At 37.5% G+C, this 17987-nt stretch carries 15 protein-coding genes; 10 read left to right on the top strand and 5 right to left on the bottom strand.

Features of this window, described 5'->3' with window-relative positions:
• Window positions 1-107: 107 nt before the first annotated feature.
• Both RCJ93_RS07165 and RCJ93_RS07160 read left to right on the top strand, forming a co-directional pair.
• Window positions 108-3263 (top strand): efflux RND transporter permease subunit, encoded by a 3156-nt coding sequence (locus RCJ93_RS07165; RefSeq protein ID WP_446738687.1) that lies wholly within the window; start codon window positions 108-110, stop codon window positions 3261-3263.
• Window positions 3264-3491: 228 nt separating this feature from the next.
• Window positions 3492-3776 carry a UPF0223 family protein gene (locus RCJ93_RS07160; protein ID WP_150283830.1) on the top strand — a complete coding sequence of 95 codons (285 nt, stop codon included), beginning with the start codon at window positions 3492-3494 and terminating at the stop codon, window positions 3774-3776.
• 84 nt (window positions 3777-3860) lie between these two features.
• Here RCJ93_RS07160 and RCJ93_RS07155 read toward each other — a convergent pair whose 3' ends face one another.
• The gene (locus RCJ93_RS07155; protein WP_150283831.1) at window positions 3861-4496 is read right to left on the bottom strand and encodes a YktB family protein; all 636 of its coding nucleotides are present in this window, start codon (window positions 4494-4496) and stop codon (window positions 3861-3863) included.
• A 141-nt stretch (window positions 4497-4637) separates the two neighbouring features.
• Between RCJ93_RS07155 and RCJ93_RS07150 the strand changes: the two genes are divergently transcribed.
• On the top strand, window positions 4638-4835 hold the full coding sequence (locus RCJ93_RS07150; RefSeq protein WP_066785078.1) for a hypothetical protein: 198 nt from the start codon (window positions 4638-4640) through the stop codon (window positions 4833-4835).
• 115 nt (window positions 4836-4950) lie between these two features.
• Entirely contained in the window at window positions 4951-5742 is a 792-nt protein-coding gene (locus RCJ93_RS07145) for an inositol monophosphatase family protein (RefSeq protein WP_446738686.1), read from the top strand.
• 149 nt (window positions 5743-5891) lie between these two features.
• Here RCJ93_RS07145 and RCJ93_RS07140 read toward each other — a convergent pair whose 3' ends face one another.
• Window positions 5892-6074: a DUF5325 family protein gene (locus tag RCJ93_RS07140; RefSeq protein ID WP_066785085.1), complete on the bottom strand. Its 183-nt coding sequence runs from the start codon at window positions 6072-6074 to the stop codon at window positions 5892-5894.
• 167 nt (window positions 6075-6241) lie between these two features.
• Here RCJ93_RS07140 and typA point away from each other — a divergent pair, with 167 nt between their 5' ends.
• Both typA and RCJ93_RS07130 read left to right on the top strand, forming a co-directional pair.
• On the top strand, window positions 6242-8083 hold the full coding sequence (gene typA / locus RCJ93_RS07135; protein WP_446738685.1) for a translational GTPase TypA: 1842 nt from the start codon (window positions 6242-6244) through the stop codon (window positions 8081-8083).
• Between the two features lie 26 nt (window positions 8084-8109).
• Window positions 8110-8511, top strand: coding sequence for a YlaH-like family protein (locus tag RCJ93_RS07130; RefSeq protein ID WP_446738960.1), 402 nt, complete (start codon window positions 8110-8112; stop codon window positions 8509-8511).
• Window positions 8512-8811: 300 nt separating this feature from the next.
• Here the strand turns inward: RCJ93_RS07130 and RCJ93_RS07125 are convergent, their stop codons facing one another.
• Together RCJ93_RS07125 and RCJ93_RS07120 are read right to left on the bottom strand one after the other, a co-directional pair.
• Complete coding sequence (locus RCJ93_RS07125) at window positions 8812-9015, bottom strand: YlaI family protein (protein ID WP_066785092.1); 204 nt, start codon at window positions 9013-9015, stop codon at window positions 8812-8814.
• A gap of 11 nt (window positions 9016-9026) precedes the next feature.
• Entirely contained in the window at window positions 9027-9527 is a 501-nt protein-coding gene (locus RCJ93_RS07120) for a peptidyl-prolyl cis-trans isomerase (protein WP_446738684.1), read from the bottom strand.
• Between the two features lie 175 nt (window positions 9528-9702).
• Here RCJ93_RS07120 and RCJ93_RS07115 point away from each other — a divergent pair, with 175 nt between their 5' ends.
• From RCJ93_RS07115 to pyc, 3 genes are all read left to right on the top strand, one after another.
• A complete protein-coding gene (locus RCJ93_RS07115; RefSeq protein WP_066785098.1) occupies window positions 9703-9984 on the top strand; it encodes a YlaN family protein in 282 nt (93 codons plus the stop codon).
• A 57-nt stretch (window positions 9985-10041) separates the two neighbouring features.
• Window positions 10042-11223, top strand: a complete 1182-nt coding sequence (locus RCJ93_RS07110) for an FtsW/RodA/SpoVE family cell cycle protein (RefSeq protein WP_066785101.1) — start codon at window positions 10042-10044, stop codon at window positions 11221-11223.
• 218 nt (window positions 11224-11441) lie between these two features.
• Window positions 11442-14876, top strand: coding sequence for a pyruvate carboxylase (gene pyc / locus RCJ93_RS07105; protein WP_446738683.1), 3435 nt, complete (start codon window positions 11442-11444; stop codon window positions 14874-14876).
• Window positions 14877-15009: 133 nt separating this feature from the next.
• Here the strand turns inward: pyc and RCJ93_RS07100 are convergent, their stop codons facing one another.
• A complete protein-coding gene (locus RCJ93_RS07100; protein WP_147194319.1) occupies window positions 15010-15927 on the bottom strand; it encodes a COX15/CtaA family protein in 918 nt (305 codons plus the stop codon).
• A gap of 952 nt (window positions 15928-16879) precedes the next feature.
• Here RCJ93_RS07100 and coxB point away from each other — a divergent pair.
• Window positions 16880-17965, top strand: coding sequence for a cytochrome c oxidase subunit II (gene coxB, locus RCJ93_RS07095; protein ID WP_066785111.1), 1086 nt, complete (start codon window positions 16880-16882; stop codon window positions 17963-17965).
• Window positions 17966-17987 lie beyond the last annotated feature (22 nt).

Raw genomic sequence — 17987 nt, 5'->3', positions numbered from 1 at the left:
TGTTTCACTCTTTCTATGATACTTTCTTTCTATAATTTGACTTTTGACCAGCTAGTCATTTATTATATTGAATTGTGACCAGTAAGTCAAAAAAGGACGGTGTATGAATGAATTCGCTTATTAAATTTGTGCTGAAAAATAAACTAGCAGTTTGGCTATTGACCATAATTGTAGCAGCTGCAGGCCTTTATTCGGGGCTTAAGATGAAGCTAGAAACAATACCGGATATTTCAGTGCCTGTTGCTACTGTAACAACTGTTTATCCAGGTGCCACTCCGCAACAAGTAGCAGATGACATATCTATTCCTTATGAAAAAGCAGTCAATCATTTAAAGGGAGTTTCTTCTGTTTACTCCAACTCTTATCAAAATGCTTCCAGTCTGCAAATTGAATTCAAGTATGGAACAGATATGAAAGAAGCTGTGGGTAATATCAAGGAAGCGATTGAGAAAGTAGAACTTCCAGAAACAGCTCAAAAACCTACTGTTGATCGCATTAATATTAATGCATTTCCCATCGTAGCGTTAAGTGTAGCTAATAAGGATCAGTCAATCGCAGACCTAACAAAAACCACCGAAAATTACTTTGTACCGAAACTAGAAGGAATTGACGGAGTATCCTCAGTATCAGTTTCCGGGCAACAAGTGGAAAAGGTCGAGCTTACATATGACCAAAAGAAATTAGCTCAATATGGCTTAACAGAAGATTCAATTAAGCAATATGTGAAAGCAATGGATACAAAAGTTCCGCTAGGTATGTTCCAATTTAAGGATGAGGAACAATCTGTAGTTGTTGATGGTAAAATGACAACTATTAAAGATTTGAAAAAATTAAGTATTCCTGTATCAATGGGGAATTCATCTCAAGCTCAACAACCAGCAGATGCTGCACAAGGTGATGCTTCGCAAGCCAGTGCTGCACAAGGCGGCCAAGGCATGCAACAAGCACCTCCTGCGAAGCCATTCGTAAATTTAGGGGAATTAGCTAAAATTAAAGTGATCGGTGAAGTTGAGTCAGTATCACGTACAAATGGCCAAAATGCAATCGCTGTTCAGGTTGTTAAATCGCAAGAAGCGAATACAGTCAATGTAGTAAATGATGTAAAAAAAGCTTCTAATAAGTTTGAAAAAGAAAACAAAGGAATGGATATTGAGGTTACACTTGACCAAGGACAGCCAATTGAAGAATCAGTCCAAACAATGCTTGATAAAGCATTATTCGGTGCCATTTTCGCTGTCATTATCATTATGTTGTTCCTACGCAATATTCGTTCCACTATTATCTCAGTTATCTCTATCCCGATGTCATTATTGATTGCAGTAGGCGTCTTGAAACAGATGGATATTTCACTCAATATGATGACATTAGGTGCGATGACTGTTGCAATTGGGCGTGTTATTGATGACTCGATTGTTGTAATTGAAAATATTTATCGCAGAATTTACCTTGAAGACGAAAAACTGCATGGCCGAGCATTGATTCGTGAAGCGACAATGGAAATGTTCAAACCAATCTTGTCTTCAACAATCGTAACAATTGCAGTATTCTTGCCGTTAGGTTTAGTTGGAGGCATGGTCGGAGAATTATTCTTGCCATTTGGATTAACTATGGCGTTTGCGTTAATCGCATCTCTTATTGTGGCCGTAACAATTGTACCTGTCATGGCACATTCATTGTTTAAAAAAGAGTTGTATGGTCAGAAAAAGACGAAAAAAGAAGAGCACGGCAAGTTGGCGAATGGATATAAGCGAATTCTAGAATGGGTATTAAACCATAAATGGATTACTTCTATTCTTTCAGTCGTGATTTTAGTTGCTAGCTTATTCTTAGCACCTTTAGTAGGCTTTAGTTTCCTTCCAGATGATGAACAAAAAATGGTATACCTAACATACACACCGAAGCCTGGTGAAACACGTGACCAAGTTCTAGAGAAAGTGGAAGAGATTGAAAAAGTCGCTATGAAGAAGAAAAATGTAGACACAGTACAATCTTCTGTTGGCGGAGCAAATCCAATGAGTCCAGGTAACAGCAATGGTGCTCTTGTCTATGTTATTTATGACAAAGACACGCAAAACTTTGGTGATAAAAAAGAATCGTTAATTAAAGAAGTAGAAAATATCGGCCATGAAGGTAAATGGAAGAGCCAAGATTTTTCATCAACAGGTTCAAGCAATGAAATTTCTTACTCTGTTTACGGCAATACAGTGGAAGATATTAAACCAGTAGTAAATAAAATCAAGAACATTATGAAAAAACAAGATCATCTAAAAAATGCGAAGTCTTCGCTTGCTGAAAACTATGAAGAAAAAACATTGGTGATCGATCAAGATAAAGCGAAAGCATTGGGTCTGACAACTGGTCAAATCGCCATGGCGATCAACCCAAATACGCAAACTGAAGTATTGACTACAGTTACAAGAGAAGGTAAAGAACTTGATGTGAATGTTCATAAGGAAGCAGCATCTCCTGATGAGTTCAAGGATGTCTTAAATGAGACTGTTGATTCACCATTAGGGAAAAAAGTGAAAATTTCAGATGTAGCTGATGTGAAAGAAGGCACGACTTCTAATCAAATAAACCGCAGTAAAGGTAAAGTCTATGCGGATGTAACGGCAACAGTGACATCCAAAGATGTTACAAAAGCATCTTCAGCGGTAGAAAAAGAAATTAAGAAACTTGATTTGCCGAATAGTGTAGAAGTAGATACTGGTGGGGTAGCAGAGGATATGAATGAAGCCTTCGGACAATTAGGCTTAGCTATTGTTGCAGCCATTGCTATCGTTTACTTTACATTAGTGGTAACGTTCGGAGAAGGTTTAGCGCCATTCGCTATCCTATTCTCATTACCATTTACAGTGATCGGTGCATTAGTCGCTCTATACATTTCTGGTGAAACCATTAGTGTATCTTCTCTTATTGGTTTATTAATGCTGATTGGTATAGTGGTGACGAATGCCATAGTGCTTGTCGATAGGATCATTCATATGGAACATGCGGGCAAAAGCATGCGTGAAGCCATACTTGAAGCAGGAGCAACCCGTTTGCGACCAATCCTTATGACAGCTATTGCAACAATTGGTGCTTTAATACCTCTTGCTATCGGAGCAGAAGGCGGCGGCCTGATTTCAAAAGGCGTTGGTGTAACGGTGATCGGTGGATTAATCAGTTCGACTATTTTAACACTATTAATTGTTCCATTAGTATACGAATTACTCTCTAGAATCCTGAAAAAAGACCGGGCACATGAGAATAAAGTAGACTAACATGAATGGATTGCCCAGGAAATCAAAGTATATGATTTCCTGGGGCAATCTTTTTTTATGTTGTTTTAATAAATGTCTTGATAAGAATTCAGGGTACACATCGACACAATAAGCATGAATAATTTCATTTCCCGGGGAATATGCTAATAAACAACAACGGTTGCAGTTTTCTTTATTCAACGTTTACAATGAACAAAACACACTATATAAAGTTAGGCAGGTAATAGCATGGAATATTCATACCCATTTTCAATTGAATGGTCAACAAACGAAATTGTAGACGTCATTTCCTTTTTTCAAACAGTAGAGAAAGCTTATGAAAAAGGTGTACAAAGAGAAGAGGTTTTATCTAAATACCGTAGATTTAAAGAAATAGTCCCATCAATGGCAGAAGAAAAAACTATTTTCCGCGAGTTTGAAGAAGAAAGCGGATATGTTAGCTATGATATTGTGAAGCAGACAAAAACAAAAGAAAATGGCACAATCATCAAAGGTGAGAAAAAAAGTCGCTAGACACAAATATAAATACGCACTTAAGCACAAAAAAGCAATCGAAAACTTCTGCAATTTGCAGTGTATCGATTGCTTCTTTAATACCTAGGATAAATCTGCGGATGCCATTAACCTATAAATTGGCATAAGCTCTTCTAATGTTTCTTCTGTTTTCTCTTCAAATTCTTCTCCTGAAAGTTGAATTGCTTCTTCTCTTGGTATTTGCAAACCAATCAAAAACTCGCCTTTTTTAACATCCTTTAAACGAATAAGCAGTTTTTCTAGCGTTCCATCTTCAATCGCCTCGTTAAGAGAGGTTCCTTTAGGATCAAAATGATCTCCGGTTACAAAAAATGAATGGGGCAGTGCCTTAACAGTTTCAAGATTGTTTAATAAGTTATCTGCAATCGCCTTTTTAGTAGGCGCTTCATAGATAGCACAAAGAATAATAAAAACATGCGATTCAAAAAGCCCAATCTCAAAGTGGGGCAACGCTTTATAACCTCGTTTATTTGGCGCAAATGCAACCCAGCTATCAATTGGAGGATTCACTTTCCTTCTAGCGTGTCTTGCGATATGCGGATAAAATTCAATACCTGTCTTAGATGTAAAGTATGTAGTGTACGTTTTTGCGAGCTCTTCAAATTTAGGACGCACATGCTCAGTAAGAGCTTCCATACGCTGCTCTAGGCCGGGTATAGTAAAAACATCAAAATCTTCGGTTGTCCATTTTACAGCCACTTATTTCCTCTCCTTTTGTAAAGATTTATGTTTATTTTATTCGAAATATGGGAAAAAATCTTGTAGAAGCACTTACCAATCTTGCTATAGTCATTAGCATAAAAAGAGTGAATTGATAAAAAGTACAAAGGAGCTGATATCATGAAACAGGTCGTGCATATTATACGTAAAGTGGATTTTGAGAAGCAATACATTAAAGGTCTTCAATTAGAAGTTGATTATGAATTGGCTACATTATATGACGCCATCCAAAAAAATGACGCAAAACAAATGTCAGAAAGTAAGGCGAGATTAGCGGAAATTCATATGGAACTGGAGGCTTTCCATGCATTCGCCTAAAGAAATAACCGCTTTCACTTCATAGTGACACTTGCTAATCAATATGAGAAGCAGGTGTTTTTTTTTGTTATAATAAAAAAATCAAAAGGTTTCTAAAAAGTAGGGTGGGGGATTTATGGAATTATCAAAGATAGATGTGTATGCGAAGTCAATTACTCTCCAAGCCGGAGATCGAATCAGACAATCCTTTTCTGAAAAGTGGACAATCGAGACAAAAGCCGATGCAAATGATTTAGTCACAAATATAGACCGTGAAATTGAATTGTTTTTCATCGAAAAAATTCGCGCCTTTAATTCTTCTCATAAAATTATTGGGGAAGAAGGGATGGGCGAGAAAATTCAATCACTCGATGGAGTTGTATGGATTATCGATCCTATTGATGGAACAATGAATTTCGTACGTCAGCATCGGAATTTTGCCATTTCGGTTGGTATTTATGTTGATGGAATTGGAAAGCTAGGCTACATATATGATGTCATGAGAGATCACCTATATCATGCGATTGAGGGACAAGGTGCATACATGAATGATCAGCCATTAAAAACATTAGAGGAAATTTCTTTGGACAAAGCGATTATTGGTTTGAATGCTGTATGGGCGACGCCTAATAAACGCATCAAGCATGAACCCATGATTGAACTTGTACATAAGGTAAGAGGGACAAGATCATATGGTTCAGCAGCTTTAGAAATTGTCTCTGTTGCGAGTGGAAGAATGGATGCTTATCTTTCAATGCGCTTATCGCCATGGGATATAGCAGGTGGTGTTATGATCGCAAATGAAGTAGGAGCTATTGCAAGTAATTTAGAAAACCAGCCGATAAATTTACTGGAGCGGGATACATTTATTATAGCCAATCCCTTCATCCACAAAGAGATTGTGGAAAACTATATAGAATTAAAATAAGAAAAGGATTGTCTAATGAAGTTGGGTTTTAAACAACTTTATCAGACAATCCTTCTTTTCTTTTACTATAGAAAAAGGGATGGTACTCTGCAGTCTCTTCTTCCCACACATTGCTGGGTAAGAAGACCTTCTAGGGAAAGTTTACAGTATTATAACAGCCCTTGATCACGAAATTGGCGTTTAGTTTTGAACGCTAAGCCAAATACTACGACTACAGCTACAATTCCACCGATCGCACCGAAAGTGCTTCCAGCAGCAATCGCATACCCAATAGAGCACATCGCTAAAATGCCCGCTAGAGCAAAGATAGCCATCACAATTTTTGCTTTCATGTTTAAACCTCCAAGAAAAACTTGATATGTCTATTGTCGAACGAAATACAGAGTTAAGCAAGCCTTTCACACAAAAAAATAAAAAGGAAAAGCTAATAAGACAAAATGAATTTTTTGTGCTATAATAGCACAGTTATGGACTCGAAAAAAGAATGTGGAGTGGAATAATGACAAAATTAAGAGAAGATCTCAGAAATATAGCAATTATTGCCCACGTCGATCATGGTAAAACTACATTAGTCGACCAATTATTAAAACAATCAGGTACATTCCGTTCAAATGAGCATGTGGAAGAACGTGCAATGGACTCTAATGATATCGAACGCGAACGCGGGATTACAATTTTAGCGAAAAATACAGCAGTAAACTACGAGAATACTAAAATTAACATCCTTGATACACCAGGACACGCTGACTTCGGTGGAGAAGTTGAACGTATCCTTAAAATGGTTGATGGAGTATTACTAGTAGTTGATGCATATGAAGGCTGTATGCCTCAAACACGTTTTGTATTGAAAAAAGCGTTAGAACAAAAATTAACGCCAATCGTTGTAGTCAACAAAGTGGATAAAGATTCTGCACGCCCTGAAGAAGTTGTGGACGAAGTAATTGATCTTTTGATCGAATTAGGAGCAGATGAAGATCAGCTTGAATTCCCAGTAGTATTTGCTTCTGGTGTTAACGGTACTGCATCACTAGATCCAGACCCAAGCAAACAAGAAGAAAACATGAAATGCTTATTCGAAGAAATCATTCGCCATATTCCAGCACCAATGGATACTCGCGATGAACCATTGCAATTCCAAGTAGCATTGCTTGATTATAATGACTTCGTTGGACGTATCGGTATTGGCCGTGTATTCCGTGGTACTATCCATGTTGGTCAACAAGTATCACTTGCAAAACTGGACGGCACAGTTAAAAACTTCCGTGTAACTAAAATGTTTGGTTTCTTCGGTTTAAAACGTGAAGAAATCCAAGAAGCTTATTCTGGTGATTTGATTGCTGTATCCGGTATGGAAGAAATCAATGTAGGTGAAACAGTGTGTCCTCAAGACCACTTAGAACCGCTTCCTCCAATGCGTATTGATGAACCAACATTGCAAATGACGTTCTTAGTTAACAATTCACCATTTGCTGGACGTGAAGGTAAATGGATCACATCTCGTAAAATTGAAGAACGCTTAAATTCTCAATTGCAAACTGACGTTTCTTTACGTGTTGAACCAACAGATTCACCTGATGCATGGACTGTTTCAGGACGTGGTGAACTTCACTTATCTATTCTTGTAGAAAACATGCGTCGTGAAGGTTATGAACTGCAAGTATCTAAGCCAAAGGTTATTATTCGTGAAATTGATGGTGTTAAATGTGAACCAGTAGAACGTGTTCAAATTGACGTGCCTGAAGACTCAGTAGGTGCTATAATTGAATCATTAGGCGATCGTAAAGGTGAAATGCAAGATATGGTCAATGAAGGCAACGGACAAGTTCGTCTGATCTTCATGGTACCAGCACGTGGTTTGATTGGTTATACAACTGAATTTATGTCATTAACAAAAGGTTTTGGTATTATCAACCATACTTTTGATTCATACCAACCAGTAGCTTCAGGTCGTGTTGGTGGCCGCCGTAATGGTGCGCTTGTATCAATGGAAACAGGTAAAGCAACTACTTATGGTATGATGCAAGTAGAAGACCGTGGTATTTTATTCGTTGAACCAGGTACTGAAATCTATGAAGGCATGGTCGTTGGCCAAAATACACGTGATAGTGACATCACAGTAAATATTACAAAAATGAAACAAAAAACAAACGTGCGGTCTGCAACAAAAGACCAAACAAATGTAATCAAAACTCCTCGAATCTTAACGCTTGAAGAAGCATTAGAATTCTTGGATGACGATGAATATCTAGAAATTACACCAGAATCTATTCGTCTTCGTAAACAGATTTTAAATAAAAATGAACGTGAAAAAGCAGCGAAAAAGCTACGCAATGCTGAGTAAGCTATTATTCGCCAGTTAGGAGGATGTTGGACTTGTTTAAGTCAGCTTTATTATTAAAACTGAATTTTATACAGGCTGCTACATCTACAACTGCAACGTCAGTTGGACACGATTTTGTATTTGAGCGCCTGTCCGGCGTTGCTCGCTATATTTACGAGGGTGCCCCTAATTTCACTATAGCTGGTTATATATTATTTGCTGTTATCTTTGTGCTAACAGCGATTGTATACCATCTTGGCTTTGCCAGAGAAGGGCTAAAGCCTTGGCAAACAGGTGTAATTTACGTATTTTTATTTGTTGGATGTATCATCCTTACATTCCTAGCTTTCTTCCTACCAATGGTAGAAGGATTGATTGTTGCGGCTCTCGTTCTTATTGTCTATAGAATGCGATTGCGCCGGGATAAAAAGAAAGAAGCTACATCATAAAAAACGATGCCTTTATGGCATCGTTTTTTTATGTACGGATTGTTCTTTTGAAGAGAAGATTAATACAATAGGGGAAGGAAAAAGGTATATAGTAAGGGAACTATTTAATATAAGTAAAAGTAATAGTAAAGGAGAATAGTCTATGATTTAGTCATAACTTCAAGTACATTGGTAGGGTTACATTTATATAAATTACTTTAATAACGGGCGAAATAAGAAAGGAACGTCCACAAATTAGACGTTCCCATTAGTTGTTGCCTGAGATGCAACAACACTATTAAAAAAGCTTTTATTATGAAGTTAGAAATTATCTTGCTGCAAGCTGGTATGCCGAATAAAGCGGAACTTGCCTGTCTTTAAACGTTCATGCGTTTTTTCAGATATGCGATCGTGGCATGTCTCACACATAAACGTATGAATTGGCCGATTTCGCAATTTCTTTGCAAGGGGTGAAAAATCAGGGATTTCGCTAAATTCATCGCAAATCACACATTTAACTCTCATTGTGTTCCCCCCTATTTCACCTCTAATGATGTGATTCCTTTAATAGGATTTTCAAGATTTGATCCATCATTAAATAATAAATAAACAGGGCCATCCTGTGATAACATTTTTCCTTCTTGGCTAAATTGGAAAATGAAAGTTTTGGCTTCTTCGATAGGGAAGCTATGCTGTTCACCGCTCTGTGTACCAAAAATAATAGACGTTGCACCTGTTTTAGGTTCAGCATTTTGAATAAATGGTTCGATTTTGATGCCAAATGTGCCTGACATCATTTTTTGTCGGTCGAATTTCCGTTCTGTTTTTAAAGTTGGCGGGAAAGTAGCGCCTTCCATAATTTCGCGAGACCAAAACTTTCCGGCTTTTTCGATATACTCTTCATCAGCATCTATTTCAACGTGTTTTTCAGTGAAATATTGGTCTAAATCAATTTTGCGGTCATCAAAAATCCATACAGTTGGATCTAATGTGATCTGAAAATTAACTTCACCTTTTATTTGGATGATGGATTCCATAAATCTTCCTCCTCTAATCAAAACTCTTTTTTAGTATAACGCTTTTAAGAACAAGATAGAAAGAAATTATATGGGGATTCTTAATTTACTATATAGATACTTGCAATTTCCTTTTATAAAAGATAAACTTTATTAAGATAGAATTGAAGAAATATCAGGTAATGGGGGCGTCCTCATGGATACAAAATCTCAAAATTCGTATCAGGAGAAAGCATTGGAACTCCTAATTGCCGATGCGGATAAAATAGCAAAATTAATAAGAGTACAAATGGAGCATTTGACAATGCCTCAATGTCCGTTGTATGAAGAAGTTTTAGACACGCAAATGTTTGGTTTATCGCGTGAAATTGACTTTGCAGTTAAACTTGGATTGCTTGAACGTGATAAAGGCAGAGAGATTCTCGATTCACTAGAGAAAGAATTATCTGCTTTGCACGATGCATTCACAGAGAAATAAAAGAAAACTCAAACACAACGTTGTTTGGGTTTTTTTGCTAAACGAAGAGGTAATAACATGAAAACATATTTCAAAAAATATGCGAAGTATTTTGACTATCCTTTATTCTTTACTTTTGTACTACTATGTTTGTTCGGTTTGGTCATGATTTATAGTTCCAGTATGTTTTGGGCTGTCAATACATTAGGACAAGCACCGGATTATTTCTATAAAAGACAATTAGTCAATCTTATACTAGCAATGGTTACATTTTTAATAGGGTTTATTATTCCATACAAGCGCTATAAAGACCGCAGTATGATGCTATTTATTATCGGCGCCATGTTATTTTTATTAATCGCAGTCTTTTTTGTAGGGTACAGCCCTGGTAATTCTGGCGCAAAGAGTTGGCTGAATCTTGGTCTCTTTAACTTACAGCCCTCCGAATTGGCTAAGCTAGGTATGATCCTTTACTTTGCAGCCTTTTTCACTAAAAAGCGCGAAACAGGTAAAATAGATATAATTAATGAATCAATCGTTCCGCCTATTGGTGTATTTATGGTTGTATTATTCTTTATTGCTCTGGAACCTGATATGGGGGCAATCGGCTTGTTAACGATTATTGTCCTTTCCGTAATGGCGGCAAGCGGCATGAAATTTAAGACATTCGGAAAAATTATCGGCACGCTAATAGGTGGTATGCTCGCTGTATTTTTACTTTTGTTTATTTTCAAAGATTCATTTTTTACAGAACGCAGAATGGGTCGTTTAAAAGCATATCTAGATCCTTTTAAGGACGCAGATGCCTTTGGGTATCAAATGGTAAATGGATATTATGCTATTGGCTCAGGCGGAGTAAAGGGGCTTGGTTTAGGCCAGTCTGTTCAAAAAATGGGCTACCTCCCAGAGCCGCAGACTGACTTTATCCTAGCGATTATTTCAGAGGAGCTGGGGACTTTCGGGATCGCAGTTGTCCTGTTTGGCTTAGGTTTTATTGTCTATCGATCCATGCGTATTGCCATCAAAGCAAAAGATCCATTAGCTCGAATGATCGCTGCTGGAGTCGGTAGTTGGATTGGCATTCAAACATTTGTCAATGTTGGTGGACTGAGTGGTATCATTCCACTAACAGGTGTACCGCTTCCATTTATAAGTTATGGCGGTACCTCAGTAATTTTGTTATCTTTAGCTATGGGGATATTAGCCAATGTTTCTATGATGGTTAAAAGAGAACAATATAACAATGAAAGATTAGAATAAAAGTTTCTTCTCAATTTTGGGATATTAATTTGATGTGTAAAGAATATGTAGCTATGAATCTCTCGAGTGATGATAAGCCTCAATTTATTTATTAGGAGGCTTGTCGGTCACTACAAATGAGAAATTCTTGTATTTTATTCCTGAAAACACATCAAATTTTTATTATATATTTCTGTTTTTCTTTTTGACTAGCTATTATACTTTAAGGAGGATTTACTATGCCAATTAGTAAAATTTTAGTTGCTAATCGCGGTGAAATTGCCATTCGAGTTTTTAGAGCTTGCACAGAAATGAACATTAAAACAGTTGCTATTTATTCAAGAGAAGACAGCGGGTCATTCCATCGTTATAAGGCTGACGAAGCTTATCTTGTAGGAAGCGGCAAGAAACCGATCGATGCATATTTAGATATCGAGGGGATTTTAACGATTGCCAAGGAATCGGGAGCAGATGCCATTCACCCAGGCTACGGTTTTTTATCTGAAAATTTAGACTTTGCAAAACGTTGTGAAGAAGAAGGCATTCTCTTTATTGGCCCTAAGTCCAAGCACTTAGATATGTTTGGAGATAAGGTCAAAGCACGTGAACAGGCGATTACTGCAGGAATACCAGTCATTCCTGGTTCTAACGGTCCGGTCGAAACCATTGAAGAGGTCAGGGCATTTGCAGATGAATATGGCTATCCTATTATGATTAAAGCGGCTCTTGGCGGCGGTGGACGAGGCATGCGCGTTGTACATAAAGCAGAAGAAGCACAAGAAGCTTATAATCGGGCGAAATCAGAAGCAAAGGCAGCTTTTGGTTCTGATGAAGTGTACGTTGAAAAATGTATACTACGACCAAAACATATTGAAGTTCAAATATTAGGTGATGAACAGGGGAATATTGTTCACTTATACGAACGCGACTGTTCAATCCAACGACGCCATCAAAAAGTAGTAGAAATTGCTCCGTCTAATTCGATCTCACAAAGCTTACGAGAAAGAATTTGTGAAGCGGCAGTCAAACTAATGAAAAATGTAGATTATGTTAATGCGGGTACGGTGGAATTTTTAGTCGCAGAAGATGCGTTTTATTTCATTGAAGTCAATCCACGTATTCAAGTTGAGCATACAATTACGGAAATGGTGACAGGAATTGATATTGTCCATGCACAAATTAACATTGCCAATGGCTATGATTTGCATGGTAGCGAGATTAATATACCAAATCAATCTAAAATACCGCTCTTTGGCTTTGCGATACAATCAAGGGTAACAACAGAGGATCCACAAAACAACTTTATGCCTGACACAGGCAAGTTAATGGTATATCGTTCAAGCGGTGGGTTCGGTGTAAGACTAGATGCAGGAAACGGCTTCCAAGGAGCTGTCATATCACCACACTATGACTCTTTATTAGTAAAAGTATCAACTTGGGGAAATACATTTAAAGAAGCTGCAGCTAAAATGGATCGAAATCTACAAGAGTTTCGTATTCGTGGTATCAAAACAAATATCCCGTTTTTAGAAAATGTCGTTAAGCATCCTAATTTTATTAATGGAGCATTTGATACGAGCTTTATTGATACGACGCCGGAATTATTTTTATTCAAGCTTGCAAGAGACCGCGGTACTAAATTACTTAGCTACATTGGCAATGTGACGGTAAATGGGTTCCCAGGCATTGAGAAAAAATCAAAGCCTCTTTTTACAAAAGCACACAAGCCGCCAATTGACCGCAAAATTGTTATACCAGGCGGTACTAAGCAAATCTTAGATGAGAGAGGCGCTGACGGATTAGTAAAGTGGATTCGCGAGCAAGATGATCTGTTATTGACAGATACAACGATGAGAGACGCCCACCAATCGCTTCTTGCTACACGTGTGCGTTCATATGATATGTATGAAATTGCAGAGGAGACCTCCAGAATCATGGACAATTTCTTCTCACTGGAAATGTGGGGAGGGGCAACCTTCGATGTAGCATACCGATTCTTAAAAGAAGATCCATGGGAGCGATTAATCACACTACGTGAAAAAATACCAAACGTATTATTCCAAATGCTAATGCGAGGAGCTAATGCAGTAGGTTACAAAAACTATCCAGACAATTTAATTAAAGAATTTATCCAAAAGTCTGCTCAAGCAGGTATCGACGTATTCCGTATTTTTGATAGCCTTAACTGGATTAAGGGAATGGAAGTGGCCATTGATGCAGCTAGAGATGCGGGAAAAGTCGCCGAAGCCGCCATTTGCTATACAGGAGACATTTTAGATGACTCAAGAGCAAAGTATACAGTACAGTACTATAAAGATATGGCGAAGGAATTAGAGGCCGCTGGTGCTCATATATTAGCGATAAAGGATATGGCTGGTCTTTTAAAACCAGAGGCAGCCTATCGACTAATTTCTGAATTGAAAGAATCAACCGAGTTGCCTATACATTTGCATACACATGATACAAGCGGGAATGGCATTTATTTATATGCCAAAGCAGCTGAAGCAGGTGTAGACATTATAGATACAGCTTTAGGGGCTATGGCTGGCTTAACATCACAACCAAGTGCAAACAGCTTGTATTATGCAATGAAAGGCAATAAACGGCATGTACGGGCTAATATCAAAGGATTAGAAAGACTCTCAACCTATTGGGAGGATGTTAGAAAGTATTATAAGGATTTTGAGAGTGGCATGATTAGTCCTCATTCTGAAATTTATGTGCATGAAATGCCAGGGGGCCAGTACAGCAATCTCCAGCAACAAGCGAAGGGAGTAGGCCTTGGCGACCGTTTTGAAGAAGTGAAAAAGATGTATGCACGCGTGAACTTATTGTTTGGGGATATCGTTAAAGTTACCCCATCTTCGAAAGTGGTAGGAGATATGGCATTATTCATGGTGCAAAACGGCTTAGATGAAAAATCAGTCATTGAAAGAGGCCATGCTATCGATTTCCCGGATTCAGTCATTGAATTCTTTGAGGGCTATATTGGCCAACCTTATGGTGGTTTTCCGAAAGAGCTGCAAAAAGCTGTGTTAAAGGATCGAGTACCTATTACTGATAGACCTGGAAAGTTGCTTGCTCCAATTGATTTCACACAAATACGAGATGATCTCTTTAACAAATACAATCGCCCTATAAACAGTCATGAAGTATTAGCTTCCGCGTTGTATCCGAAAGTATTTGAAGAATATATGGAAACTGTTTCGAAGTTTGGCAATGTATCTGTATTAGATACATTAACATTCTTATACGGCATGAAATTAGGCGAAGAAATAGAAGTGGAAATAGAAAAGGGAAAAACCCTTATTGTTAGGTTGGTCTCAATTGGGGAGCCCCAGCATGACGGAACGCGTGTGCTTTATTTTGAGTTAAATGGACAATCCCGTGAAATTGTGATTCAAGATATGACAGTCGAAGTAGCTGGAGAGCGAAAGCCAAAAGCCAATCCATCTAACGCCAACCAAATTGGCGCAACTATGCCTGGCACTGTCTTGAAGGTAGTTGTTTCGCCAGGAAGTGAAGTAAAACGGGGCGAGCATATTTTAATTACTGAGGCGATGAAAATGGAGACCACTGTTCAAGCGCCAAAAGATGGCGTGATTAAAGAAGTACACGTTAAAGAAGGCGACGCCATTTCAACCGGAGACTTGCTTATTGAAATTGAGTCTTAAGCAGAAATGTTATCTTATTAATCAATTGCTTTAAGGTCAAACTGAGAAGAAAAAAGAAGAGGCTATCCTGTTAAGTTTAACAGAACGCCTCTTCTTTTCATTTTGTGTTTAATGCTTTTGCAATAACGAAATTTTATTTTTTAGCCTGGTGGCTGCTTCTGGATATCAGCATTATCATGTAGCATAGTAAGCCGAATAATAAAGAAATAAATAACGTATGTAAAAGCGCAACAACGATATTTAGCCTAGTTAATACAACGCCCATGCCGGCAATGACTTGGCAACAGACAATTATAAGTGCGATAATCCAACTCCAGTAAAGCACCGGCTGTTTTTTATAATGCTTGATAACATGTATAGCAATAATAAGAACCCAAATAAAAATTAAGCCTGCTGCTAAACGGTGGCCCATTTGCACCCATTCATAAAAGTTACCTGGTAGAACCATTTGGTCATTACGACATAATGGCCAATCAGGACAGATTAAACTAGAATTTGTATGGCGAACAAGGGCTCCAGTATACACAACAAGATAGGAATATATAGTAACGCCGATCGTGTTCCATTTTAATACGCCGCCAATGTGAACGTTGTTCGCATTAAATTTCTGGTCTACTTCAAAAATAATTAATGTGAGTAAGAAAACAGCTGCAAAAGAAATGAGAGAAATACCAAAATGCAGAGCTAAAATAAAATCTCCTTGTCCCCATAGCACTTGGGCTGCACCAATTAATGCTTGCGCGATCAAAAAGAAGAGCGCAAGAAAAGAAAGGAATTTAACTTCCCTTACATGTCCAAGTTTTCGCCAAGACCAAAAAGATAATATAAAGATTAAGATAGATACCGAACCTGTCACAACACGATGAGAAAATTCAATTAAAATTTCTGGAGTAATATGTGTTGGTATTAAGGAACCGTTGCAATCAGGCCAGTTTCTGCCGCAACCCATTCCACTGTCAGTTTTGGTGACCAAAGCTCCGCCCAGTAATATGAGCGCCATTCCAATTGTTGCAGCAACAGCAAACCACTTCATGTATTTACTTTGTTGCATATTTTGACACCTACTTTATCTATAGTAATCACGTAACGTGTGATACTTTCAATCTCGATAATATCGAAAATATTACCAAAAAACAACTTGTAAAAAAAATTGGTAATCTATCGGTCTATTTATTTCACAAAATGTTCATAAATTCGTTTCACATCCTTCACATTATTAGTGGTTAAAATGATTTACTATAGATATGTTGTGTTATGGTTACCAATTATTCCAGCGCGTCGACACGAAATTTTGCTTTTCGTCTAGAAATAATCGCATTTTTTGGTTATAGTATGTTTAACGGAATGTGCTTATCAAATTGAATGGAAGGGTAAAATGTCTATTAGGCGAACTATGTCTAAACAGGCATTTAAACTTATTTTCTTTTTGGAGCGAAGTTTTGTTATTTAGGCATAGAATGCTGCCGGCGTGTGGAGACTAGCAGGATTATAACTGTCGTTTTATATTCAATGTGGTCTAAAGCGAAGGCGTGGGAGCAAATTACAGCTGATATTTCAAGGACGTACTGAAATTTTGGCTGGACTGCCGTTGGATGATTATGAAGTAGTAGATATTTTTTGTAGATGTATATTTGCATCCTTTTAGCTTGGTGACCTCTTTCTTTTCTTTGTAATTGCAAAGATGATTGATTGATTTTACCAGTGTAGGCATAGCTCTTATATCCGTTTCCGTTTTACCGTCCAAACTAGTTTGATTTTATTTAATACTACGATTAAGTTAGTTTGTACTTGCATTGAAGTTTTTTAGGCTGAGAAACGATTTCTCTTGGGCGAATAAAGAGTTTATTTACTCATTAGACTATATGGCAGTGGCAAAAGTTCCATTGAATATATTCAAAGCCTTTATAACTACGGAGTTCTTTCTTTTTAAAGAATTCATATAAAACAACCACAGTCCTGGTTACACATGAAATACAACAAAGAAAGAGGGGTTTAATTAAGCTATGATGAAAGGGCTTAAAAAGTGGCGTCTATTTGCATTGCTAACAGCACTTATTGTTTTCCTTTCGGGTTGTGGCAAAAACTATTTATCAACTTTAACACCCGCTGGTGAAGTTGGTAGAGAACAACACAACTTACTGCTTTTAGCAACGGCTATCATGACGCTTGTTATTTTGGTAGTAGTAGTAATCTATGTACTTGCAATCGTCAAATTCCGACGCAAAAAAGTTGGAGAAAATGTTATTCCTAAGCAAGTAGAAGGTAGTACTACTTTAGAAGTGCTTTGGACAGTAATTCCAATCATTTTACTTCTAATCTTAGCTGTTCCAACAGTTGCACTTACTTACAAATTTGCTGATACGAAAGCTATGGATGCAAAAGACGCTGATGGTAAAGCAAAAGCTGTAACTGTAAATGTTACTGCAAAATTATATTGGTGGCAATTTGAGTATCCAAACGAAGGAATCGTTACTTCCCAAGAATTAGTTGTTCCTACAGGTGAAAAAGTTTACTTTAACCTTAAATCAGGAGACGTAAAACATTCATTCTGGATCCCGACTATCGGTGGTAAAATGGATACAAACGTTGAAAACATCAACAAATTTTACTTAGAATTTGACAAAGAATCAAAAGATCTTGAAACAGGCGTCTTCTACGGTAAATGTGCTGAGCTTTGCGGTCCTTCCCATGCATTAATGGACTTTAAAGTAAAAACATTGAGCAAAGCAGACTTTAATAACTGGGTTTCTGAAATGAAAGCATCTAAAAACCATGTAGCTTCAGGCGACTTGGAAAAACAAGGTGAAGATATCTTTAAAACAAGCTGTATTACTTGCCATGCTGTATCTGGCGATGGTAAAGGTACAGGAATTGCACCTAACTTAGCAACATTTGGTGACCGTAACCGCGTTGCAGGTGTGCTTGACCATAATAAAAAAGAAATTAAAAAGTGGATTAACGATCCACAATCTGTAAAACCGGGCAATACAATGCCTCAACCTGAAAAAATTAATAATGGCAAGAAATTCTCAGATCAAGAGCTAGATGCATTGGCTGCATATTTAATGGGCTTATCTGTAGAAAAATAATACTTAATGTAAAAATTTAATT

Source organism: Rummeliibacillus sp. BSL5 (assembly GCF_052928305.1).
This window is presented reverse-complemented; position numbering and strand designations above follow the sequence as displayed.